Genomic DNA, 22479 nt, shown 5'->3' on the forward strand with positions numbered 1-22479 from the left:
AGTCCAAGATTTAGGAGTTTACGAATCCCTGTTTGCTACCGGCAACCAGTCAGTGGTCTTTGAGTGCGCCTACTGAAATAGGTGATTTCACGCTGAGGCGGAGGTGGCTGCTACTGCCGTTAATGGCTCGACGTCGAAGGCCTGGATCCACCTCCTGTTAGGTCGGTTGTACGAGCAGCGAGTTGTCGAAAAGTAGCACTACCTTACAAACGTGAGGCTCCAGCGCTCAAGTTACTCCGGCTATATCAATGGAAGGCGGCGAGCTGAAAATCGTGCCTTTGAGAGATGGTGCTCCTCGATCAATCTGCGTCCGGCAGCGATCGCTCCCACAAAAACCCAATAGTTGATCGACTCAAACCAAGTCGCCGCGCGCTCTCTGACTTGCTCAGTCCATCGGCTTTGCACTGGAGCACCTTTTTGAGCTTGTCGAGGTCGGCGGGTCGCGCGGCTGGCCGCTTCAGAACCTCCTTCCCGGCTAGGTGTGCCGCGATGTCAGCGGCGCTCACCTTTGCTTCTATTGCCTGCAATTCCTTGGCGGCGTTAGCGAGCAGGATCGAGGTAGGGGTTTTGTCATTGGTCGAGAGAATCAGCGCTAGGAGAGTTAACGGGCTCAGTTCGAGCGCATGTGCAAGCTCCGCAAACTTATCCAGTGTAGGGCTGCTTTGGCCGTTTTCGATCCGGCTCAGGAAGGTCTGAGACACGGCGCTTGCCAGCTCCTCTTGAGAGAGCTCCAGGCTGCCTCTCAAAGTTCTCACGACTGCTGCCAAGGCCGGCTTCAACACTGCGTATCCCTCGAAAATCGAGGATATAGCCATGTTGCTGTGTACAGTTACATGGTGTATGAGATATAAATATGTCGGACTCCTGCGCTTTCATGCGCCTGGGGCGAGTGCTGGTGATGGGCTGTGGCATGGTGGCTCCTGCCATTTCGTGTCGGAGCCACAGGGCGTTCGAAGGTCGTGATGATCGCCGGCTTGCAATAAATCGCTAAATCGTGCCGACCTGCCGCTGTCAGGTGCTCCCGCCCAAGAAGGGCTGGCAGTGCCATAGGTCAGCACAGCGCAACGGCTTTACCTATTTGAGATCGACTTGATGGCTAATTCTGCGCGTCAGCGTGAACTTCCTAGCCCCGAAGAACCGTGCGGCATTGAGCAAGGCATTCCTCACGAGGTCAGCAGGGCCCAGGGCATTGAGTGGGGCGTATGCATTGACGCGTACCTTCACAATGCTGCGAGGGTGGGACAGCGATACGCCGCTGAAGTGTACTTCGATCAGTCCGGCTCCTCTGAAAACGGGATGACAGTTGCGACACCCCCTGTCCGATGCGTCGACGTCAGGCAGGGCTTCAAGCTGATGAGGAGCATGGCCGGGGGGCACTATGTGATCGCGAGCGAACAGGACGCGTGACCGAGTTCGCGTTGATGCTTCGCCAACACCTTCCCGTTCCGCCAGAGCTACGCGGCTTGATCCACAGCTTCAAGGATGAGTAAAGCTTCGATGAGGTTGTTTTAGCCGGAGCACCTTTGTACTCCTTATGGGTCAATCATGAACTACAACTGGCAGCGAGAGCGCGATCGACGGCAATTAATCTGGGAGCTTGCCGACCTTCTTCCGGGCGACCGAGGCGCCAGGGCAATCCTGGAGCGTTTGGGTGACATTGAGCGACTTGATCACGAGCACCCCATCAGCGTCTGCCTGCTTACGCTAGAGCAGCTCTCAGAGCTTCCCAGGGAAGCTCATAAAATCGGCTGCTGGATCATTCGCGACGCAGACATTCCAGAACCCTGGAGGACGCGCTTTGGGGTAGCTTTAGGCCCCTCTGCGCGCGTGAGCGAGGGCTTCTATTTCCATGACTGGATCGACTTTTTACAGGCTTGGGAACGTGACCTGGAGTATGTGGAGCAGCATCGACGTGAACTCGATGATGACTGAAGCCAATCGGGGACGTTCAGCTTGAAGGCACTGGAGGCAGGCCGTCGAATGGGCCCATCCAAGATGGCAAAGCCAGCAGGCGCCCAAGCGCCCACCTGCACAATCGTCAATGACGACCAGCACTTGTTACCACACAATGACCCTTACAACGCGAAATCCAAGACTGCTATCGGAAGAAGAATTCACACAAATGATGTGCCAGTTCGATCAAGCCGGCGATTGGATGAGGACGGAATTACGCACGCAGGAGCCAGCATGCATGGAGAGGCACGTGATCAGCCTTGAGCGTCTTAACCTACCCGAGCTAGAGTTCGTTGAACGGCTCGCCGCCACCCTTGGCGCCGAAGCGTTTGAGGTTGAGGTTCAGCGCTTGGCCAGTCTGCACACGATCGATATTTGTGCGCCGGTACAGTCGATCGCACGCTTTACTCATCCCTCGCTGATTGGGATGAGCGACGCCCCCTTTGATGTCCTAAGCAGGGTGTGCGATCAGCTGGTAATTCGTGAACCTGCGCTGCTGGAGCGTCCGAGTTATCGGTGCCGTCACAGCCACGCAACAGCACTGCCATGGGCCCTGTGGCTAGACCTTGTTAGGTATGCCAGAGAAGAATTCGATCCAGCTAATTGGGATGCAGAATTTTTGGTACAAAAGCAGAGGAGCGGGTTATCAATCCGAGAAGCCTTTGACGCTCTGATCGCTTTCAAACGAGCCAATAAATAGCCTTGCTGGCGCCTTTGCAGGCTGCCCAAAGGCGGGAAGGTTATGTGGGCTCTACGCCGGCAGATCTGTACGCGGTGCTTGTCGCGGGCGGGTGAGGGGCGATCATGAAGGGGCGATAATGCTTGGCTACGGTCGAGGAGCGTCGAGGTGTAAACCTATTTTTTAACCTGTAAACCACGCAGGTTTACAACTACATAAATCAGTTTACAACTCAACGTCAGCAACGAATGGCTTTCAGGCGCCGAAGCCATGCTCAATACGTGCAATCAATGTCAAAGCTTCAGCAATAGGTACATCCTTCGGGCTTTTTTGGCCTAACGCGCGTAGGGGGGTGCACAACCAGCTCATGGCTTTCGCTTTGTCGCCAAACAACCTTAGGGCTGCATCCAGTAGCTGCGGATCAATCGTTTCGGGCGATTCGATGCTTCCATGGTTTGGGCCCATCGCGTCTTCGAGAGCTGCTGCGAGCGCTTCTAGTGCCTCCCGAATCCGAGCATTTTCTCGAAAGTCTCCTGTGTCTGGCTCATGGGCAGTGCAATGGCGCAAAAGCGCATCGGCGTCATTCACATTCAGATCGAGCTGGACCAGCATGTCGATTCCTAAAAAGGGAGCGCCAGGAGTGTGTACCAGCACTAGCGGCCCAGATTGGTGAGTACTACGTTTCATGAGCGATGTTCTGAAGAACGAAATTATAGCGCGGGCCGCTTCGGTGTTCGGGCCTGGCTTCGCAGAGATGATCCATTCAGTGCTTCTGACCTACAGGCGTAGACCTTCCGGGACTCGCTAAAGCTTGATCTCTCCTAGCGGTCTCCTGCAACTCAAGTGGTTGCTCTATCTCGGCATTAGTACTCTGGCACTGCGTGTCTGCCTGGGCCGGTATGGCTGGGTTCGCGCTCGATCCGACCAAGTCGAAGTTGCAGCATTGGATGTCTGACGTGGGCATATGCGGGCAACCGCTCAGTTGGGCCATTGAGGCTGAGTAGGGTCGATGAACTGTGAAGGCGGGGCTGCACAGCGTTATCGCCTTTCACATCCGCTGGAGCTGAGCTTTACTGGTGATGGCAACTTCACATCGCGGCGACTTGAAACCGTCAGGGCAATTTCTCGCCAGGGTTGGGCACCTGGCGCGGGTTAGCTTCACGTTGGTAATTGGGAGGTAAGGATGACGTCGGCATTACAGGATTATCACCAGTTCGTGCACTGGATTCATGCCCCCGAGAACACTGCCTCTGAAGATGCTCGGAGGGTCGCCAACATCGTCCTTCAGCGTTTTACCGGGGTCGCGGGTACCAGCCGTCAACGTAATCAGAGATCTAATCTCCTTATCGGTCTGATGCGGGAAACACTCGCCACGACTTCGCCGGCGCTGCCTGCAATCCCACCCCTGCCGCCAGGCGGTGATTGGAAATGGCATAAGTTGAAGCATCTGAGTGTGGGGCCATTCCGGGGATTCAGGTACCCGGAGCCATTTGATTTGCATGGCCGTATCACACTGTTTTACGGGCCTAATGGAAGCGGCAAGACCAGTTTGTGCGAAGCCCTGGAGTTCGCGTTGCTGGGGACTGTCGACGAATGTGATATGAAGCGCATCGCTGCGGGGAGGTATTTGTCCAACCACCATGAGGGCCGGTACATCGCGCCCGAGCTTAGAGCTGTCACTGCTGTAGGGCAGGAGATTCCTGTCGTCGCGGATTCAGATGCCTATCGGTTCTGCTTCATTGAGAAGAACAGAATCGATGCCTTCTCTCGGATTGCTGCCAAGCCTGCTGGTGAAAAAACAGAGCTGATCGCTGCGCTGTTCGGCATGGATCAGTTCAACGAATTCGTGGGTCACTTCAACGACTCCATGGAAGGTCTTCTGACGCTTCTGGCTTCGAAGCAGGTTGAGCTGACGGCGAAGCGCGGCGCCTTGAGTCAAGACCATCAAACCGTCGACAATGAAGTGAAGCCGCCTCGCTCGCGCAGCAGGCCCAGATCGAAAGTGCGTACGCCGCGAGCGTCCAGCCAGGCATGACCTATTCAGATTTGCTCGCTGCCATCGGGAGTGAGGTGAACCCTGGCCGGCTTCAAGAACTGGACACTTTGCTAAACCAGCCACCGGCTTTCATTTTCGGAATTAGCAGCGCCGAACTCTTCCAGGCATTTCAAGCAGCCGACGCCGCTCAGAAGGTCTTGGTAGACGTCACTGCGGAGCTAGCAGCCCGAACATACGATGTCTCCTATCAGGATCTGTACAACGCAGTCCTAGGCCTTGAGCGCATCGCGGGCGATCACTGTCCGGCCTGCGATACCCCCCTGGCAGGTGGTCAACGAGTCGTACACAACCCATATGAAAAAGCGACAGCGGGGTTGGCTGGGCTCAATGTGCTTAAGGAAATCCAGGGGCGACATCTCCAGGCAATCCAGGCACGCGGTGCGGCCTCCGAGACTTTGCGGGTAAAGCTCTCAGCATTTGCTCTCCGTGTGGGAGCCGCTGTCGACAGCCCCCATGCGGTTGTGCGCTACCTGGCCAATCCGGGTGTTGATCCTCAGCGTGATTGGTGGACAGACGGGTACCGTACCGACGGATCGACGCCTCACTTGGCTCAGCAAGCTGTGACTTGGGCGCAGCAGTTGGAACAACAGGATATCCAGTCTGGGTTGGCCAATGCAGAGCGCAACAAGCAGATCACTGAGCGCGACCGACTGAATCAGGCCAGGGTTGACGTCGGGGCTCACGGGATAGCGCGTCAGCGTTTGGCTCAGGCTGTGCAGGATGCCAAGACGCGCATCGCTGGCTTTGAGCAAGCCAATGCTGCTCTGATCAGTGCAGCCGCCGATGAAGCCAATGCGATCCTTCGTGACCGTCGCATCAACACCGCGTACGATCAGTTCCTAGCCCTGCTGCGCCGGTATAAAACTCAGCTGCCAGGCACCTTGATGGCGGGTCTGAATTCTCTGGCTCTTGAGCTGTACAACGAATTCAACGTTCGCGATCTTGATGCCGACAAGCTGGCTGGGTTGAGTCTACCGGTAACAGGAGAGGGGCGCATCGGACTCTCCTTCCGAGGCAAACCGGATATTTCAGTCGATGCACTGCAGATTCTGAGTGAAGGGCATGTGCGGTGCTTGGGGCTGGCTATCTTGCTGGCCAAGGCTCTGAAGATCGGAGCGCCCGTGGTCGTGTTTGATGATGCCATCAACGCGATCGACCACGAGCATCGACAAGGGATAAGGGAAACAATCTTTGAGAGCGAACGCTTTGCGGCGACGCAGTTGCTCGTGACGTGCCACTCCAACGAGTTCATGAAGGATGTCCAGAATCGCGTGCCGAATGAGCACTGGACTTCATATGTATTCCGGCATCACAACGGAAACTACCAGCCCCGCGTGCTTGGGAATGTCGCTCCGCAAACCTATCTGCTCAACGCCCGCGCGGCGATCAATCGTGGCGATGCACGTACGGCATTGGCCGAGTCCCGGCAAGCGCTCGAAATGTTGACGGACAAACTGTGGAGATGGCTGGGCAAATTCGACATGGGCACACTCAGCCTGAAAATTGCGGGCTCTGGCGCTGAGCCAACTCTACGCGGCCTCTGTGAAGCCATGCTTGCTCGCCTCAACAAGGCGCCTGACTTCGTGCACCCAGACAAGCCGGTCGTCATACAGTCACTCGGTCTTATCTTGGGTCAGCCCGAGCAGTCACTGGTGTGGACATACCTAAACAAAGGCACGCACGAGGAGGCCGACAGGGACGATTTCGATGATGCGCTTGTCGAGCAGATTGTGGGGCAGCTTGAAGCGCTCGACGGTTTGAGGTTGAAGGGACGATGATGCCAAGTGGTCACATGGCCTTGTTCAAGCCGCTTCGGAGATAGGGGATGCTTGCAAATTCTCTGTAACTTGCTCGATAGTCGGGCAGCGCACCTGATGTGTAGCCGCCGAACTAGAGAGATAGCAATGTGGAGAAATTAGCAGGGTTTTTCCTGGAGAAAATGTGGCCTGCCGTATGTGCATCCGCATGCGACGCTCGAACGCTCATCCAGTCAAATGTAGCGTTTTTTGAGGAAATGAAAGCGCGTAAAGGGATCTGCTCGCGGGCTTGGCTTTTTGGCATCTTCGTTGCGATCGGGCTGGGTGTGCTGGGCCTGCCGGCCTCTCGGTCAGCTGGCATAACACCTACCATTGAGTTCGTCGGGGTGATGACGCTGGCCAACTGGTTGCTCGTGGCGTGTTACGGTCTATGTTTCGCAATGTCCGCCCGGATACTGGGAAGCCCACGTGAGATGTTGACGGGCGTGAATACCTTTTTCTACCTTTCCGGGTGGCTGGTGCTACTCAAGATATTTGAGATGCCGGCACTCGGTGCACGGTTCAAGGCTATGGCGCAAAGCTGTACTTCGATCAGCTACGAACAGGCGGTCACTACAGCGATTCTCCACAGCCCGGTGGCGAGGGCCTCGGATGTCATGGTGTTGATTGGCTACGCGGCCTTTGTTGGCTTGGCTGTCGTGAAGATGCAGCGGCAGGTTCATGACTTCGGAGGGGCGCGCGCCTGGCTGTCTACTGTGGTCGGGATGGCGCTGCTGAGTGCGATGGTCTCATATGTCCAGGAACCCGTAATCTCTCAATTGATCTGCAGCTACGCCAGTCAGTATTGAGTGTGGCAAGCTCTTTCAATCTACGGGTCACCTATTTCTGATCCGTGGCCGGTAGAGGGAGTCGTTGTTCGTGGCGGATTTTACGGGGTGAGGCGGCCTAATGGGCCGCAGGCGCGATTTGTGAGGGATCATACGATGATATGGGAAAGTGAAAGTTGGAAAACACCGCTGCTGAAACTGGCCAAGCGTTTCACGTCTCTCAAGGTATCCAAGGAAATTTCTGAAGATCAGCTTTCCCAAATCGAGCGAGATATCTTCATCGGGTTTTACTCGGTCAGGAGGCTCATCGAAACACCTACCAAGGTGACGGATCAGACACGAGCCATGTTGCTCGCGGTCAGCAAGTTCTCCAACCTGAAGCCTGTGACCTGGCGTAATAACCACAGGCTTGACTCTCTCTATGACCTGAGCAAAAGCAACCAAGAGAATCGGGACATATCATTCGTTTGTGGCAGGGTCATACACAGCTTCATTTTTGCACCCTGTGTTTCGGAAGAGGGCGGCCTGGGTGGCGTTTTCTTTACCTCTGATCTTGATAAAGACAAGTTTTTGCTCTTCATGGACATTGATGAGGTGATCGCGCTGTTTAAGGCGGTCGGCAACGACAGCCCCAACCTGATCAAATCCTCCCGTGATCCGGTTACGGGCGTCGAAACGCTGATCGTCAAGTGAGCTTGAATCCCTACCAGTCAGATATTGGGGAGAGCGAAGAAGCCTCGGCCATGCGTCTGCATCTCGACTACTACAACTCGCTTTCACCAGCCAGCGTAATGCGTGATGAGTTCCCCCCACTTTTTCAGCGCAGTCCCATCTTTCCGGAGCAGTCGAAGCGCCTCAGCTGCTGAAATCTTGGTAGGGCAGCCCCCCTTCAGATAAAAATTGTCAGTGCCTTGGGAATAGAGGTGCAGCAATGTCAGCACCATCACGCGCTGTATGTCGGTCATTTTTTTGTACGCGCCACGCATGGCCTTCAACGCCTCAGGAAGAGGCTCGTCACGGTCGTGGTCGAAGCCGCAGGGGCGCATGGTGTAGTGGCTGCCTTGATCGCCATACGCCCTGCTCTGGGTGAAGCAAGCATTCAACTGGTACTGCTCGACGATCTCCCAGGCCACTGCTCCGAATTTCTCCCCGCGTTGCTCGGCGCAAGGGTAGATCGGTGCGGGAATGTCGCAGACCATCGCCAAGGCGGCATCCTCAACGCCGTCGAGACACGGCACCTTTTCAACCAGGTCGATCAAGGTGTACCCGGGAAAGCGACCGGCGGCGAAGGCTGGATCAATGGCGGTGTAAGCCGCAAGGGCGACGGGTTGATGTGAATGGTGCACATACCCTTGGCTCGCGGTGCGAATGTCTGTAAACCTCCAGACCCCCGAGGACACTTCATGGACACCCAGTTGGTTAAGCAAGGCCGTCGCCTTTGCCGATTGGTCACTGTGGTAGATCATCCTGGGCATCCTCGTGGTATGTGTACGAGACGCTGACCGGTATTAGCGATGCGGGCCAGCCGAACCTTACTGACAGGCACGATAGTCCATTCGTTGTGTTATTAAAATACTCACCAAAATGGTGAGCATTTCTGCTATTTCCGGGTGGGAAAATCGCAACAAAATTTTGGCTGAATGCGCTAAAAAGCCACTCATTCTGATGCGTTGAAATAACACTATGCTTTGATGAATTTTTGATAGAACTCGTAAGGTGTGAGTCCGTTAAAGTCAAAATTTCCGAAAACCTCAAGTTTTCCTTCTGAAGCGTGCGTGGCTAGTGGGATGTATTTGATTGCTGCTCCATTTTTTGTTTGGATTTTTTGGGGTGGGAAATGATTCTTGAATTTTTCCAATGACCTGCAGTAATGGGTTATTTGATTTTTTTTTGCGATTCCGTATTTTGTGGCCATTTCGCGACTAACCTCCGGGCTGAAAATGTCCTCAACTTTTGGAGCTGCCTCTTCGGTTTCCTCGGCGAGGATGAATGAGGGTACAAGGCGTTTTTTTGAGTCGCCATAAGGCTGCTCTTGGATAGTGATATCAATAATCTTGAATGGTGGGGCGTACACCCAGTAATGGCCAGGTGTGCAGTTAGGATTTTTCGTAAAAGAGTAGAAGTGAACGTCTCCTTCATCGAGATGCTCCGGAAAGGTCACGGTTACACTGCCCCGTAAGCAAGCGCACCAAATGCCCTCTAACTCTAGACATCTCATCAGAATCGTTGAGATGTCTATGCACGCACCCTGTTTTCCGTTCTCGACAAGATGACTGTGTAGCGTTTCAACGATTTTGACGATCTTAGATCGTGCTTCATCCAAATATTCGCGCGAGTATGGCCTAGTAGCAACGAATAAGGCGTGGTTATTCAGATAATTGCCATCCTTCTGCTCCTCGGCCATGAAATTTTCATGGTCATAAAATGAAGGCGTGTCGAAGGGGATGTTCTTACTTTCGAACTCTCGTTTTAATTCCGTGTAATTCATTTTTGACACCCTTATTGGAAGCTGTCCCAAGACAGAACGATGCGAGCTGAAGCATGGTCTTTTCAGCGTGATGCAAGACACTTAGCAATCTCAGCCTGACTCGATAGATGTAAGCCAGTCTTTGATTTCGCGGGAGTGACACATCACGCTAACCTCGCAGTATGCAAATTCAAGGATTTTGGCCGGCAGTTTCTCTGAGATATCATAATGCCATCGCGATGTCGACTAGCCGCTTTTGACCCATGCTCTGCCCGTCATTTTTGGTGAGAAGTAGTGGTTGCAAGCCAAGCTGAAGCTGATGGAGGTAGATAGCCTGACAGGTGGCAACCGGACGCACTGTAGGTTAGGGGCCAGCACGAGTTCCGCAAATCTGTTGAGTTCGGTGGATCTGGCCGCCCTTTTGGACAGGCGCGGCGAATGGTCTGGTTGGGTTCGAAGCAATAGTCACACTGATGCCCTCCGCCTGCGGCTCAATGACCCGTACGTGATCAATTACCTAATGGGTGGCGGGTTGCAAGGCGGTCTTTGAGGCTGATGTCACGTGATGGCACACTACCGCGATATCGACAGCCGCGAGCGGGGAAAAAATGGATATTTGGCAAGCCGACAAGATGTTTCTGTTCATCGCGTTCGTGATACCAGGCTTCATCAGCATCAAGTGCTACCAGCTTTTTTTCCCAGGGGTAGCGCGCAATGCAGCGGATCAGGTAGTCGATGCGATCGCGTATAGCTGCATCAACTACGCACTTTTTCTGTGGCTGATCTTTGCGGTAGAGGGGAGTGCGCTGCGGACGGTACACCCGTTCCTTTACGGGATGTTCTATGTGATGGTGCTGCTGGTGGGCCCTGTGATCTGGGCGGTCGTGTGGAAATGGATGAGGTCGTGGCAGGTCTTTCAGAAAAACGCTCCACACCCCACGGCCAAGCCTTGGGATTTCGTATTCCAGCAGCGCAAACCCTACTGGATCATCGTTCATCTTAAAGGGGGCGGTACGCTGGGTGGGCTGTATGGGACGCGTTCGTTCGCCTCAAGTGCCCCGGCGCCAGAGCAGATTTACCTTGAGGAGGAATGGATAGTCGAGAATGGTGCTCTGACGCGTGCTGTAGAATCCAGCGCAGGTGTACTGGTCAGCGGTTCTGAGATAGCTCATATCGAGTTTCGCAAACATCGAGAGGAATAATATGACTGATCCAAAGCAGGTTACGGGTAACGAAGGATATCAGCCTGGGCCGTTTCAGAAAGGCTACCAGCCCGTCGAGAGCGTACCCTTTAATCGCCCCGAGCCAGGGGCTGGATATCAGCCCACTAGTCAGGGTGACAACCCGACGACTCCGGCAACTCCGCCGAAAGGTCGCTGATCCACACCGGCTTATCTGAAGGTCAAGGCTTCGATCTTGGCCTCCAGAATCGACAGCAACCCGGTCATTCTGCGCTGGGCTCTCGGCACCTTTACCACCGCTTCGCGCGCTGCCGCTTCATCCCCTACGAGCAAGGCTTGCCGCTGAGCTCGGGTGATCGCGGTGTAGATCAAGCTTCTGTCCAGAAGCCGATGTCGCATGACTGGAATAATGATGCGCGGCCATTGTGAGCCTTGGGCTTTATGGATTGTCAGGGCATAGGCCAGATCCAAGTGTTCTAACATTCCAGGCATCACTGGCCTACGGGCGCCATCATCCCAATCAATCCATGCGATCGGTACGGTGCTTTCGTCCTCCGCCTTTCGACAGTCGAATGGGTCGGTGATCAAGGCTAAGCGGCCAAGAGATCCATTCTGCAAGCCTTCCTCCCAAAGGTTGCGCACGCAGACGACAGGATCGCCCAGTCGAAAGCGAGTCTCTGCGAAGCACTCATGCTCTGCACTCCAAACGGTCAATTTTGGTTGATGTGCTGCAATCTGTTGCTGGCATAGCACATTGAGTGCATGGACACCGACCGGCCCGGACTTTCTTGGGGTCAGCAGTTGGGTGTTGTGGGGCGACTGCAAATAGATTCGAACCACTTCGGACGCCAGCTCGGTCATCGTCGATGATTCTCCTCCAATCTGAGGCCGACCGAGCATGGCGATGTCACAGGACTCACTCCTTCCCATTGCCGGCCAGTGCCCTTCCTTGACCTCTGCTGCTATTGCAAGTTGGCCGGCGTGGCGCTTCACCACTTTCAATTGGGCGTGGGGGATGTGGCGAGACTGCACGAGGTCGTGAAGCGTTAACCCAGGCCCGATCGGCATCAACTGACCAGGATCACCGACCATGACGATGCGTGTATGGTCTGGCAGCAGGTGCACAATGTTGTACAGGGTAATGATGTCGAGCATGCTTGCTTCATCGATCACTAGAACGCACGGCTCGGAGAAATCTCTTGGGGTGAGCCCAACCAAGATACCAGCGATCGTCCTCCCTTCACGATCGGTCGCTTCTTCCATGCGCTTGGCCGCGCGGCCTGCGATAGCGCCCTGGATTACCTTGAGGCCGATCGCGTCGTACACTCGGTACAAGGCTTTGAGCATGACCGTCTTGCCTGTCCCGGCTCCGCCTGTGACGAGGCAAAACCGAGTGAAAGCGGCCAGCTGCACCGCTGAGGCTTGTTCGTCCGTCAGGTGAAATTTCTCGTCGTTTTCATACCCCCGAATGAGCGCTTGAATCTGGGCACGGGAGAGGGACGAGGCATCGGTTGGCTGTGAGGCCAGCCGATTGACTATGGCATCGGCAATAGTCGATTCCATGATGTAGGCACCGGTCGGATAGATGATGCCTCCGTCATCCACTCTGTAGTTGCCGTTTACTGCCCCATGTTCAAGAGCACCTGATGCCAGCTCTTGCCATGTCCACGCGACCTGCTCAGCTTCAAAAATTCCGTACAGGCGGGAGATCACCATCCGCCTGGTGGCCGCTGTGTGCCCATCAGTCAATAAACGATAGAGCGCTTCCTCAATCGCCGCGCTCAGGCGCACATTAGCGTCAGCACCGATGCCGAATACCTCCCGAGCCAACCTGTCTGTGGTCTTCCAGTCGGCCACAAATGACAAGAGCCGGTATGGATCCTCCTCAATTTTGCTCAGGGTGCTCTGACCAAAATGCGACACGACTCTTCGGGCCAGGGCATCGCGAAAGCCGTGTCGGTGCAGCCACTCATATGCCGGCGCGTCCTTGTAGGTCGTCCAGGCATCGATCAGCGTCTGAGCCCCCTGAGCGCTCAACCGTCTGACAGGGCCGCAACATCACCCCGGTTAAGTACGACCGAAAGCCCGTCTCCATAGCGATTCCAGAGACGCGTTGCCTTCGCAATTCCAAGACAGCTGAACCGCTGCCCCTCGGAAAGGAAAGTGATCAAGTGCCGGCCAGTAGGAAGTCGCAGCTGTAGGGCTTGGGCCTCGATTTGATGCTCGGTTTTCAGATATCCATTGAGCACGCGGGAGAAAGGCGTAACCTCTCCCTGCACGTACCACCACTGCCCTAGGTCGACAGTATCAGCGGGTAGCAAGCGACCAGGCACTACGATCACGAAGTGCTTGCTCGGGCTGATGGGGTCGCCTGATTCGCCGATCTCGGCACCATAGAAAATGCAGCCACCTTTGCCCATTGGGTTTTGGCTACGGATGGACAGTACCTTGATCAGGCGCCGCAGGGCGTTGTCTGGCTGGTTCATACGGCAGTCTCGATCAGTACTGTCGTTGATGATTCGTTGTTGACTGCAACCCGGTGACAGCGTGTGCAGGACGTCTCCGCTCGCGACGCTGTAGCAAGTATGATCATCGTGGCAAGCGTCCGGTTGAGCTCAACGCATTGTGGAGTGATTCATACTTCTGCAGCCGTTGGCGCAGCTCGGCGATCTCGGCACGCTGGCTTGCATTTTCCGTTTGAAGCCGTCGGATGGCTGCCTGCGTCAGATCATTGCCAGCCACTGCATGCGTCCCTGATCCATCGGCTGGGTGATGGGTACCTGACGTACGGCTTGTTGCACCCGGCTGAGCATCTGACTGGCTCCTCAATTCGGCTTGAGTTTGGGTCTGGGAATCGAGGTCTGACGGCGAAACCGACGGCAGAATTCTCCGCGCGCGAAGGTCATCTTCTAGCTGGCTTAACGCAAGTTTGATGCGAGGGTTCTGGCGCAAAACGCTCAGAGCAAAACCGCAGTCCAGTGCGATCTGAGTACGAGAGAGCGCACCCCGATGGAGAATGGCTCTGAAGTCGTCATCGCTTTTTGCAGCCACCCACTCGGTGAAGAGGGCGTAGGTGCGGTCGCTTTGTGTTTGATGTTCGGACACCGCTGATCCCTCATGGCGTTGATGGAGCGATGGTAGTTAGGGCGCGCTGAGTTGATGTGGGCGCCCCCCACGGTGTGTTCAACTGAGCAACTGCTGGCTATGGTCATCCAACATGGTTTGGTCTCTGTCCTTATCGATTTCGTCCTTGCTGGGGGGCGATCCATCGCTTGCCTCCTGCACGAGAGCTTTTAGGGCCAGCACATGAGATTTCTCAAGCAGTACGTTTCCAGTCAAAGTGTGGCGGACACGATCCCGTTCGAGCCGGAGGCCACAGTCCAGCAAATGCTGTGGGTGGAACAGCTTCAGAATGGCCGCTTTTGCATCTTGGGTGAGTTTTACTCCGGTCTTGTGCGGTTCGGAGGAGGGAGTCCCTCCAAAGCCTAGACGTATGAACTCATCGATGGGGACGCCGGGAATCGAGCGCAGTCCTTTCAGAATGCGCAGGCGCGCAGCAACTGCTTGGTTCCGCTCTTCCTCAAGCAGTTGAACGTAGGCACGCAAGGTTTCATCTGGAATGGGAGGAGGAGCCTTCAATGCATTGGGGCGGGTGTGCAATACCTGGCCTGAAGCCCTGAACTTCACGTACCCGAGGAGGAATGAGGAGTTGCGGATCGACTGGGCTTTGGGCCCGCCCCAGCCATGGTCAACGCAATACCCTTCCAGGCGGACGGGGTTGATGGCAATGCCTTGCTCTTGCAGGAAATTGCAGGCTTTGTGAATACGCTCAAGAGAGACCCGCTGCCGCTCATTGGTACAGCTGTAGAACAGCTCTTCGTAGTTCTTCTGGATGGTTTCGTCGAGCTTCATAGTCGTTCGCCTTAATCCATGTCCTCAGATGCCTTGGTGTGAATCCTCAGCCTGCTCAGTCAATATCTTCTTCCAGATCCTCGTAATCATCCTGACCCAGGCCTTCGAGTGTGACTCCGTCCTGGGTTCCCCCATTGTTCCATGGGTCATCAAAATTCTTGGTATCGGCGGTGTCGGAGGCTTGGGTTCGTTCAGCTTGGCCGTAGCGGACTGACTCGTTCTGTCCTTGGATGGCTCCGGGATAGTGATTTTCGCTCAGGATCTCGGCGAGCGCGCTGATCGACTCGTCAGTAACAAGCATTTCGGAAGAGAGGCTGGACTCAAGTGTCTGAATTGCTGCATGCAAGTTTGGATAGTGGTTCAGCGGCTTCTTGCCATTGAGCACCTCGTCCAGATCTTGCGAATTGACCTGCTGGAGGATGAGGGCTGACAGCATGTTCCCCGCCTCGTGGGCCTGCTCTTCATTCAAGGTCAACAGGAAAGGGGTGATCCCGTTGGACACCATCATGCGTGACAGCACTTGGTTCTTCTCAAGCTCCGCTTGGTGATTTTTGAAGCCGGTAGCGAAGCGCGAGGTTTGGGTGATCTGATCAAGCAGCTCAAACTCATGGCAATTCTTGAGGGTGATTTCGAGCTCGATATCTGTGCTCCCAGTCATCATCGGAACAGGGTGTGCATCGGTGGCGATGATGTTTTTTTTCGTTTCCAAATACGCGTCCATCAATGCCAGCGACTTCTCAGCGTACTGATAACGCGCCGCCCACTCGTTCACGTCGATCACCAGTTCACGGTTCAACAGGTCTATGCGATCGCGAAGGTGCCGGGCCTTGTTCTGGTCACCATCGTCCTCACATTGGAGCCGTTGATCATTGAGACTTGCGACCTCCAATCCTTTCTTGCGGATCGTATACCCCAGATTGTTGACCGCATTGACCTGGCCAAGCAGGTGAGCGGGGCCGGTGATCCACCAGCGACATAACCCACATCGCTTGCCGCCAGGCACCGGGCCAAACTTCTTTCCTGTTGAGTCCAGAGCTGCCCCCCCAGTGCTGCAAGACGTACCAGGGCAGATGCCATCAGGGTTCACGACGATGATGCCATCGCCGTTCTGCAAATATTCCATGCCGGCGCCTGAGCCGGTTCCATCCTGTGTGACCAGGTAGGGGAGGAAGTCCTCCAGCGCTTTGATGAAGACTTCCGAGCCCACGAAGTTCTGGTCGTTGACCATGCGGTCGTAAGCCCCTTGAATGAATTCGCGGATTTTGGCTGGCGAATACTTCAGATAGTGGAGGGTCATGACCAGCACCTGATGCCCAGCAACAAATTCCGAGACGATCTCGATCGGAACGCCGGCTTCTATCAAGTTGGTAATGCCGCTAACACGCAGCGAGTGCAGATCAACTGCCCACTTTTTCTGTCCGTTTTGGCCCTCCGTGACGAGGGTGAGCCGTTGCCCATATTTGTGCCATATGCGCTGCTCGACCGCAGCCAATAGGTTGGTGTACATCCGTTTGAGCCTGGCATAGTCGAATGGCTCATCCTGGTTAGGTTTGAAAGGGTCTCGAAAAAGGGGAACTACCTCGGGCCCACGAACGATGTTCTCAGACCGATACCTCACATCTTTCTGGTACGCCCGATAACTCAGGGGCTTGGTTAAGGGTGGCAGATAGCGTTTCTCCCACACGCTCATTTTAATGAGCAGCTCCTGGAGTTCTGGAGATACGTAAGGTATCGAGTAACCGATTTTCTCTGAGCGGTACTCGGCGGTTTTATTAGTGTTGACCCATAGCGCTACCCAGGTCGCGTCGCGATATGCGTCCCTGCGAACACTCAAGACTCCTTCCTGTCTCCCCACGATGGCGTAAGGCGACGGGTTGTGCACCATCGTGTTTGTCTCCGGGTCGTAGATCCTTTCATCAAGATTCCCAGAGTCGAGCCACCGCCCTTGGTGGCTACGGATCGGAGTGTCCAGTAGCGCATACATGCAGATTGCAAAGCCAGGGTAATACTGGTTGACGCTATATCCCGTTTCGCTGTCATGAACGATCACATAGGCTTGCTGATAGGTTTTTGGGAAAGCAAAATCGTTTTCTGTCAGCGTCTCCTTCATCTCGTTAACAAGGTATGGAGGGAGCGAATCCCGCTGGGTTTTAGTTTGCTTCTCGCGCTTACCTAATCCATCGGACTCAAACACTGGGTTTGGGAAGCGGCTTTCCGGGATGCGGTCTAGGGAGATTAGGTAGTCTTTAGTCCAGTTAAAGTAGCGACGTGCGACACTCAAGGTGTAATTGCCCGAGCGCACGGTGTGATTTTTGCTTGTTAGGTAGTTAATGAACGTATTTCGATTTATCAGCCTGACGTCGTGAATGTGTTCATTGCGGCTAACCTCCCAAGGGCTTGTAGGCGGGTTTGGAAGGGTGCACAAATAGTCGCCCAAGTGATTCAAGGCATTGACGAAAGGCCATGCTCGTGCATTCGTAATGGACTTTATATAGAGACTAAACGTCTCTGCCCAGTCACTTAAAGCCGGGTTTTGCGCAGTAAGCCATTTGAAATTTCCGTCGGTGCGTGGCTCTTCGGTGGTTTGCGAGCCGCCACCTCTTTTGATCTTGGTGATGCTGATCTGGTCGTCCAGGTAGATCATGTTGTGCGCACGCCCAAGTGCGATCATGGCTTTCGTGTTTCTAAGAATAAGCGCGTTGTGCGCGGTGGTGTCAGGATCATTTATTGTGGTTTTTTTGATGTAGGCTACTTGTGCGGTTTCGAAGTCATCCATGAGGCTTTTCGAGATGTCTTCTTTCTCGTTTACGCTCGTGGTGCACAGAAACGTCCAAAGCACTGGAAGAATTCCACCTCCGTGAATATGGGCGGAACTGGTTGGCGTATAAATGGATCTGATGAGATTGGCTTTCTCTTGTGTGAAGGTAGATGTCGAAAGCAACTCCCATCTGCGATTGACTGCCCAGAATGGTAAGTTGAGAGGGAATAAAATCCACCCTTTTGCCCAAAGAGATGCCAAGAACTCAAATCCATACAGGCGCTGAAAGTTTGGCTTTGATTCATCTATGCTTTCAAGCGTCATGTCCACTAGATGAGTCAGCGTCTTTTTTTGCAAAAAGAGGCTTTCAAAGTCGATGGGCATTGCCCGATATCGGCTATAACGCAGCTCATCAATGTATTGTGCCCGTGAACTGGGCTTATGCCTTGCTACGATTGACCGCTGCACATCAATGGGGAACTGTTGGGCCTCTGAGTTGAGTTCAATGCCTGCACGTTGGGACTGAAACATTTTGCGTAGCGTGCTCGTTCTGAAATGCCTGCTGGGTGTGTTTGTATTACCATCGGAGTTAGTTGAAAAGGCGTCAATAAACTCTCTCTCGCCTGGGATAGATTGGCCAGCCGGTTGGAGCAGACCTTCCCAGATAATATCGATGTGCACCCTCTCAAACTCATAAATAGCGTCTAATATTTCTTGTTTTGAGGGGGGGGCGAGCACCACCATTCCGTCGTGGCTTGGGTTAAATGTGATGAGCCTTCCACTCGCTTGAGCTTTATGCATGCGTGTCATTGAAGGCCATCCTCGAACATTTTCAGTTCTTTTGTGAATCTGGGGATTTCTAACTTCATCTGCTCCGCCGCACGTTTGATCTCCTCCCGAACGATCAGTGGAGAAATCTTGTAGTAAACCTCAGTCGATTCCTTGCTGGCATGGTGCATCATGCGCTGCGCAGTGGTCATCTCTAGGCGGAGATACGAAGCGCAAAAATGTCCATAAAAGTGCCGTGCGCCATGTGGATTAACGCCGGTGTCAGTAGGTTTCAATCCAACCCTTTTCGCTGCCCGGTAGAATGCTTTGTCCATGTTGGACAGAGTGGCAGGCCGACCGAAGCCTTCATTTTCGCTGACGTTGATGAAGTAATAAGGGTGATTGTCTGGTGCGAACTTCCGGTATTTGTGCATATAGATTGAATGCAGTTTTGAAAAATACTCTCCAATGCCCGGGAGCAGCCAGAACAGGTCGGTCTCATAATCGTTTTTCGTATACTGCATACCCTTCCAGCCGCTGTGATAAGGGTGACTCTCTGCCAGGGTTGAGCGGGGCTTTAAGCCATATTTTCTAAAAAGGAATTCGGCCCTTGTAGTGGTCTGTTTGCCCGAGAAAGGATCGTGCCAGGTATGCTGGGAGAGCAATGGGTGTGCGAGTAGGATCTCGGTGTTGTAATCTTTTACAGAAACATCCGTGAGGAAAAGGTGAAGAGGCTCGGACTTGCGCAATGAGCCAAAAAACAACAGCAGGAAATAGAGTTTGTCGCGGATGTTGGTCGTCTTGGATATGAGCTCAAGCACTTTGTCTGGTGGGAAGGTGTCTGCGTGTTTAGAGCGCCCTAAGCTCACCCTCGTCGGTTCAAATTTGCTTTTGGTTACTATCCCTTGGCCGAGTTCTGTAGCGGGGGCCAGGTGGTATAGCATGTCCCAGTTCTTGCGCTGGACTAGTGTTGCATAGAATCTTACTTGGTCTTCTAGGTTTAAATCGCTTACCAGCTTCTTCTCCGTTGTATTAACGGAGGGCATGTTCAAATTTGAAAAGCAGAAGCGAGTAAAGTCGCTGAATCGCCCCACCTCCTGGATCGCAAGATCACGGTCTACTGGAGTCCAGCCCAGCAGGTTATTCCCAAACTCACGGGCTTCGATGTATCGCCCTAAAAATCCCACCATTTCGTCCGGGCGCAAGGGGCGGGCGCCGTGTGCGATCACAAAAAAATCGTAGACGTAGCCAACTGCAGATGCGTCTTTCACCCGCGTGCCCGGCGAGCTTCCTTGCGTCAGCATCCGGTCACGAATCCATGCCAGGGCGTAAAGGCTTACCTCGCCGTTCTGCAGGATCAGCACAGGGATGCTGCTGGCGCTGCACCCAGTCTCGATCGGCAGCTCTACGACCGAATGGGCGGAGATACGAACCATGATTCACCAGGATACTGGTTAGGGGTGGTAAATCAGGTCTAGGCCCGAATGGGAGCTCCGTCAAGGTGCTGTTCGTCGGCTTCCGTGGTGGTGATGTCTCTGTAAATTGGGGATAGCCCCGGAGCTGTAATGCGGTGTGCCATGGTGAGTAGTTGTACGAGTATGGGGAGTAAAAGCTGGCTCGATCTGCTGCCGCGCCAGACCAGCACGCGCTTGCTCAATCGCAGTGTGTGGGCGCTGCTCGAATTTGCCTTCAATGGCTTGATCTTCCTGCTGCTGGGACTGCAATTGCCGGACATCATCAAGGCGGTGGTGAGCCACGAGCCGACGTTGTGGCCTGCATTGCTCTATCGCTGCCTGGAGGTTATTGCGATCTTCCTGGTGTTGGTGGTGTTGAGGTTTATCTGGGTGCAAAGCATCTGGCGATTGTCTGGGCTGCTGCGCAGGTTGCGCGGCAGGAGTGAATTGACGCTGGTACCGACAGCCCGTTCCTGCTGGTTGTTGACGGTAGGCGGCGTGCGCGGTGCAGTGACCCTGGCCGGTGTGATGTCGGTGCCGCTGCTGTTGGCGCCGGGCCAGGATTTCCCCGAGCGCGATCTGCTGATTTTCATTGCCGCCGGGGTGATTCTGCTGTCGCTGGTCGCCGCCTGCATTGCCTTGCCGTTACTGTTGCGCGGCATTGAAAAGAGCCCGGACGAAAAGCGCCATAACGAAGTCCGCGAAGCCTGGAAGAAAACGGCCGTGGCCGCCATCCATGCCCTGGAAGCCGAGGAACCTGCGCAAACCGAAACCCAGGACGCCGCCCAGGCCGCGCTCGCGACTGAGCTCAAAGCACGATTGATGTCGGAATATCGCCATCAGTTGGACGTGTTCAACGACTCGGCCGAAGCCCAGGCGCTGGCGCGGCAGATGGACCTCCTTGAAAGCAAACTGCGGCTTAAGGCCCTGCGGGCGCAGCGGTTGGAGCTGTACAGCCTGAGCCGTCATCACCAGATTGGTGATGACGTGTTGCGCGAGGTACTGGCTGAACTGGATTTGAGCGAGGCGAACCTGGGCGCGGTGCCTCCTCGCTATTGAGTGCACTGGGTCAGTGCGCAGGCGCGCTTTTGAATCGACCGGGAGTGTACAGCCGGCGAATGATGTTTTTGTCGCCTTCAGACAGCGAGTAATTGGTCGGGACGCCTCTGCCATCCTTGGTCGAATCGGGATGAACGAAGTAATGCATCACGGATTTCGAGTCGTAGTTAGTGACCAGAAGTTCATCCCCGGTCGGCAGCTTGAAAAAATTGTCATAGACTTTTTCGCGGTCGAAGTCAGTGCCCTCGTAGTTCCCGTAAACAGCTCGCTTGTTCCAATTGATGTCGTGCTCGGGATGCTGGTGCTCGTGTTTGAGTCCAAGGGCATGCCCGAACTCGTGCAGGGCACTCTGGTAAAACTCCTCCTCGTCGTCTGTCTGCTCCAGATGCAGGGTAGGTTCATCCGCGGGGCGGTTGTTGGCGTCGGTGCCGAGGTTAGACCAGTTGCCCTTGATCGCCTTGTCGTCGGAGATACGAATGTCACCTTCCTTGCCTTCGACAATCTTGAACAGCAGTGCTGGGGTGTGTTGTGCCCACTCTCGGATCGCCTCGATTATCAGCTCTATGCTCTTGATGTCTTTAATGTCCAATGCAACGGTAACAACCCCGTCTGGCCAGCGTTTGCTCGTATCGGCGATGCCGCGTTTCGAGCGCCCGGAGCGGGCGGTGATGGGTGGGTCGTTGTCAGTCATTGACGGGTAGGCGGTAGGAGAGGGAGCAACGCGGGGGATCAAATTCATGGGGGGCAACTCCGTGGCATGTATTCCCGGTAGTGGAGGAAGGTGTTGGCGGAACTGGATAGGAGTGAGGCGTATCTGGAACTCAAGCGGTAGCGGGTACCGTTTTTGGGTAAGCTTTTTTTGCCCAGGCGATGTCGCCATCGCTCAGGGACCAGGATTCGGACTGGCCCCAGCTTCCGTCGGTCAGATGGGGACTGACTTCGTAGTGCATGACCGAGTCGCCATCGTAAGGCATGAAGTCGTATTGGCTGGAGCGAGGCAGCGGGAGCACGTTGTTTTGCACCTGTTGCCGGTCCAATCCGTAGGTACGTCCGAAACTCTCATACACTTTGCTCATATCCCATGGAATGTTGGCATCCCGGTGTTGATGAGCGTGATGCGCGCCGAGCATGTGTCCGAATTCGTGTATCACCGTGTGTGCGAATGCAGGGTCCCGGTGGTCTCTTGGCAGTGACATGGTCGGGTGTGAGGGGAGGGCATCGAGTGCTTCCGTTCCTATTGAGGAGGAACCACCCTTTTTGTTGTTTATATTCTGCGTGATGCGCACGTCGCCGTCCTCTCCAGATACAAACTCGAACTTGAGATTGATGTGGGGCAGCCATTCGCTGGCGGCTTTTTTGACAGCCTGCACGTATTCATCGTCCATGTCATACATGGCGATTTTTATCGTGCTGTTTTGCGGCCAGTATCTGGCGGGTTCGCCAATGTTGCGCCGGCTTCTGGAAAGACGTTGCGCCGACTCTGCGGTATTTTCGACGGATGGGGCCGCGGACGGGTATTGGAAGGGGGTTGGCGATGTGGCGCTTATCATGGGCTCTCCTGCGAAGTGGTGACGAATATGAAGTTATTCGTCCAGGTCGCAGCAAAGT

The 22479-nt window shown here is 54.6% G+C and carries 20 protein-coding genes and 1 pseudogene; 9 read left to right on the forward strand and 12 right to left on the reverse strand.

Going from position 1 to position 22479, the window contains the following annotated elements; genetic code table 11:
• Positions 1–299: 299 nt before the first annotated feature.
• Positions 300–815: a helix-turn-helix domain-containing protein gene (locus tag H0Z09_RS14095; RefSeq protein WP_186691129.1), complete on the reverse strand. Its 516-nt coding sequence runs from the start codon at positions 813–815 to the stop codon at positions 300–302.
• A 277-nt stretch (positions 816–1092) separates the two neighbouring features.
• Between H0Z09_RS14095 and H0Z09_RS27340 the strand changes: the two genes are divergently transcribed.
• From H0Z09_RS27340 to H0Z09_RS14105, 3 genes are all read left to right on the forward strand, one after another.
• Complete coding sequence (locus tag H0Z09_RS27340; protein WP_236249475.1) at positions 1093–1407, forward strand: hypothetical protein; 315 nt, start codon at positions 1093–1095, stop codon at positions 1405–1407.
• A gap of 138 nt (positions 1408–1545) precedes the next feature.
• The gene (locus tag H0Z09_RS14100; RefSeq protein ID WP_186691130.1) at positions 1546–1932 is read left to right on the forward strand and encodes a hypothetical protein; all 387 of its coding nucleotides are present in this window, start codon (positions 1546–1548) and stop codon (positions 1930–1932) included.
• A 271-nt stretch (positions 1933–2203) separates the two neighbouring features.
• Positions 2204–2653 carry a hypothetical protein gene (locus tag H0Z09_RS14105; RefSeq protein WP_346656793.1) on the forward strand — a complete coding sequence of 150 codons (450 nt, stop codon included), beginning with the start codon at positions 2204–2206 and terminating at the stop codon, positions 2651–2653.
• Positions 2654–2887: 234 nt separating this feature from the next.
• Here the strand turns inward: H0Z09_RS14105 and H0Z09_RS14110 are convergent, their stop codons facing one another.
• Positions 2888–3244: an MbcA/ParS/Xre antitoxin family protein gene (locus H0Z09_RS14110; protein ID WP_186691132.1), complete on the reverse strand. Its 357-nt coding sequence runs from the start codon at positions 3242–3244 to the stop codon at positions 2888–2890.
• Positions 3245–3815: 571 nt separating this feature from the next.
• On the opposite strand from H0Z09_RS14110, the gene H0Z09_RS27345 reads away from it, so the two are divergent.
• The 4 genes from H0Z09_RS27345 (at position 3816) to H0Z09_RS14125 (ending at position 7965) form a co-directional block, all read left to right on the forward strand.
• A complete protein-coding gene (locus H0Z09_RS27345) occupies positions 3816–4667 on the forward strand; it encodes an AAA family ATPase (RefSeq protein WP_238340245.1) in 852 nt (283 codons plus the stop codon).
• The gene (locus H0Z09_RS14115; protein ID WP_238340246.1) at positions 4664–6466 is read left to right on the forward strand and encodes an ATP-binding protein; all 1803 of its coding nucleotides are present in this window, start codon (positions 4664–4666) and stop codon (positions 6464–6466) included. The genes H0Z09_RS27345 and H0Z09_RS14115 overlap by 4 nt, the downstream gene beginning before the upstream one ends.
• A 128-nt stretch (positions 6467–6594) precedes the next feature.
• Positions 6595–7293 carry a hypothetical protein gene (locus H0Z09_RS14120; RefSeq protein ID WP_186691133.1) on the forward strand — a complete coding sequence of 233 codons (699 nt, stop codon included), beginning with the start codon at positions 6595–6597 and terminating at the stop codon, positions 7291–7293.
• Positions 7294–7428: 135 nt separating this feature from the next.
• On the forward strand, positions 7429–7965 hold the full coding sequence (locus H0Z09_RS14125) for a hypothetical protein (RefSeq protein ID WP_186691134.1): 537 nt from the start codon (positions 7429–7431) through the stop codon (positions 7963–7965).
• Positions 7966–8048: 83 nt separating this feature from the next.
• Here H0Z09_RS14125 and H0Z09_RS14130 read toward each other — a convergent pair whose 3' ends face one another.
• Both H0Z09_RS14130 and H0Z09_RS14135 read right to left on the reverse strand, forming a co-directional pair.
• Positions 8049–8738: a hypothetical protein gene (locus H0Z09_RS14130; protein ID WP_186691135.1), complete on the reverse strand. Its 690-nt coding sequence runs from the start codon at positions 8736–8738 to the stop codon at positions 8049–8051.
• Positions 8739–8953: 215 nt separating this feature from the next.
• The gene (locus H0Z09_RS14135) at positions 8954–9760 is read right to left on the reverse strand and encodes a hypothetical protein (protein WP_186691136.1); all 807 of its coding nucleotides are present in this window, start codon (positions 9758–9760) and stop codon (positions 8954–8956) included.
• Between the two features lie 587 nt (positions 9761–10347).
• Here H0Z09_RS14135 and H0Z09_RS14140 point away from each other — a divergent pair.
• Positions 10348–10941, forward strand: a complete 594-nt coding sequence (locus H0Z09_RS14140) for a DUF6338 family protein (protein ID WP_186691137.1) — start codon at positions 10348–10350, stop codon at positions 10939–10941.
• A 189-nt stretch (positions 10942–11130) separates the two neighbouring features.
• On the opposite strand, the gene H0Z09_RS14145 is transcribed toward H0Z09_RS14140, so the two are convergent.
• The 6 genes from H0Z09_RS14145 to H0Z09_RS14170 all read right to left on the reverse strand — a co-directional run bounded on the left by H0Z09_RS14145 (position 11131) and on the right by H0Z09_RS14170 (position 19794).
• A complete protein-coding gene (locus H0Z09_RS14145; protein WP_186691138.1) occupies positions 11131–12957 on the reverse strand; it encodes an AAA family ATPase in 1827 nt (608 codons plus the stop codon).
• Positions 12954–13406: a hypothetical protein gene (locus tag H0Z09_RS14150; RefSeq protein ID WP_186691139.1), complete on the reverse strand. Its 453-nt coding sequence runs from the start codon at positions 13404–13406 to the stop codon at positions 12954–12956. Before H0Z09_RS14150 ends, H0Z09_RS14145 begins: the two co-directional genes overlap by 4 nt.
• Before the next feature lie 103 nt (positions 13407–13509).
• On the reverse strand, positions 13510–14025 hold the full coding sequence (locus tag H0Z09_RS14155) for a VPA1267 family protein (protein WP_186691140.1): 516 nt from the start codon (positions 14023–14025) through the stop codon (positions 13510–13512).
• A gap of 78 nt (positions 14026–14103) precedes the next feature.
• Positions 14104–14832, reverse strand: a complete 729-nt coding sequence (locus H0Z09_RS14160) for a hypothetical protein (RefSeq protein ID WP_186691141.1) — start codon at positions 14830–14832, stop codon at positions 14104–14106.
• 55 nt (positions 14833–14887) lie between these two features.
• Positions 14888–18400 (reverse strand): VPA1269 family protein, encoded by a 3513-nt coding sequence (locus H0Z09_RS14165; RefSeq protein WP_186691142.1) that lies wholly within the window; start codon positions 18398–18400, stop codon positions 14888–14890.
• Positions 18397–19794, reverse strand: a complete 1398-nt coding sequence (locus tag H0Z09_RS14170; protein WP_186691143.1) for a tyrosine-type recombinase/integrase — start codon at positions 19792–19794, stop codon at positions 18397–18399. The genes H0Z09_RS14165 and H0Z09_RS14170 overlap by 4 nt, the downstream gene beginning before the upstream one ends.
• A 171-nt stretch (positions 19795–19965) precedes the next feature.
• Here H0Z09_RS14170 and H0Z09_RS14175 point away from each other — a divergent pair.
• Positions 19966–20871, forward strand: a pseudogene (locus tag H0Z09_RS14175) (cation:proton antiporter); the annotation flags it as partial.
• A gap of 10 nt (positions 20872–20881) precedes the next feature.
• Here H0Z09_RS14175 and H0Z09_RS14180 read toward each other — a convergent pair.
• Complete coding sequence (locus H0Z09_RS14180; protein ID WP_186691144.1) at positions 20882–21610, reverse strand: M12 family metallopeptidase; 729 nt, start codon at positions 21608–21610, stop codon at positions 20882–20884.
• A gap of 82 nt (positions 21611–21692) precedes the next feature.
• Positions 21693–22421 carry a M12 family metallopeptidase gene (locus H0Z09_RS14185; protein WP_186691145.1) on the reverse strand — a complete coding sequence of 243 codons (729 nt, stop codon included), beginning with the start codon at positions 22419–22421 and terminating at the stop codon, positions 21693–21695.
• Between the last annotated feature and the right edge of the window lie 58 nt (positions 22422–22479).

Source organism: Pseudomonas sp. SWRI18 (assembly GCF_014268345.1).
Taxonomy (GTDB): domain Bacteria; phylum Pseudomonadota; class Gammaproteobacteria; order Pseudomonadales; family Pseudomonadaceae; genus Aquipseudomonas; species Aquipseudomonas cedrina.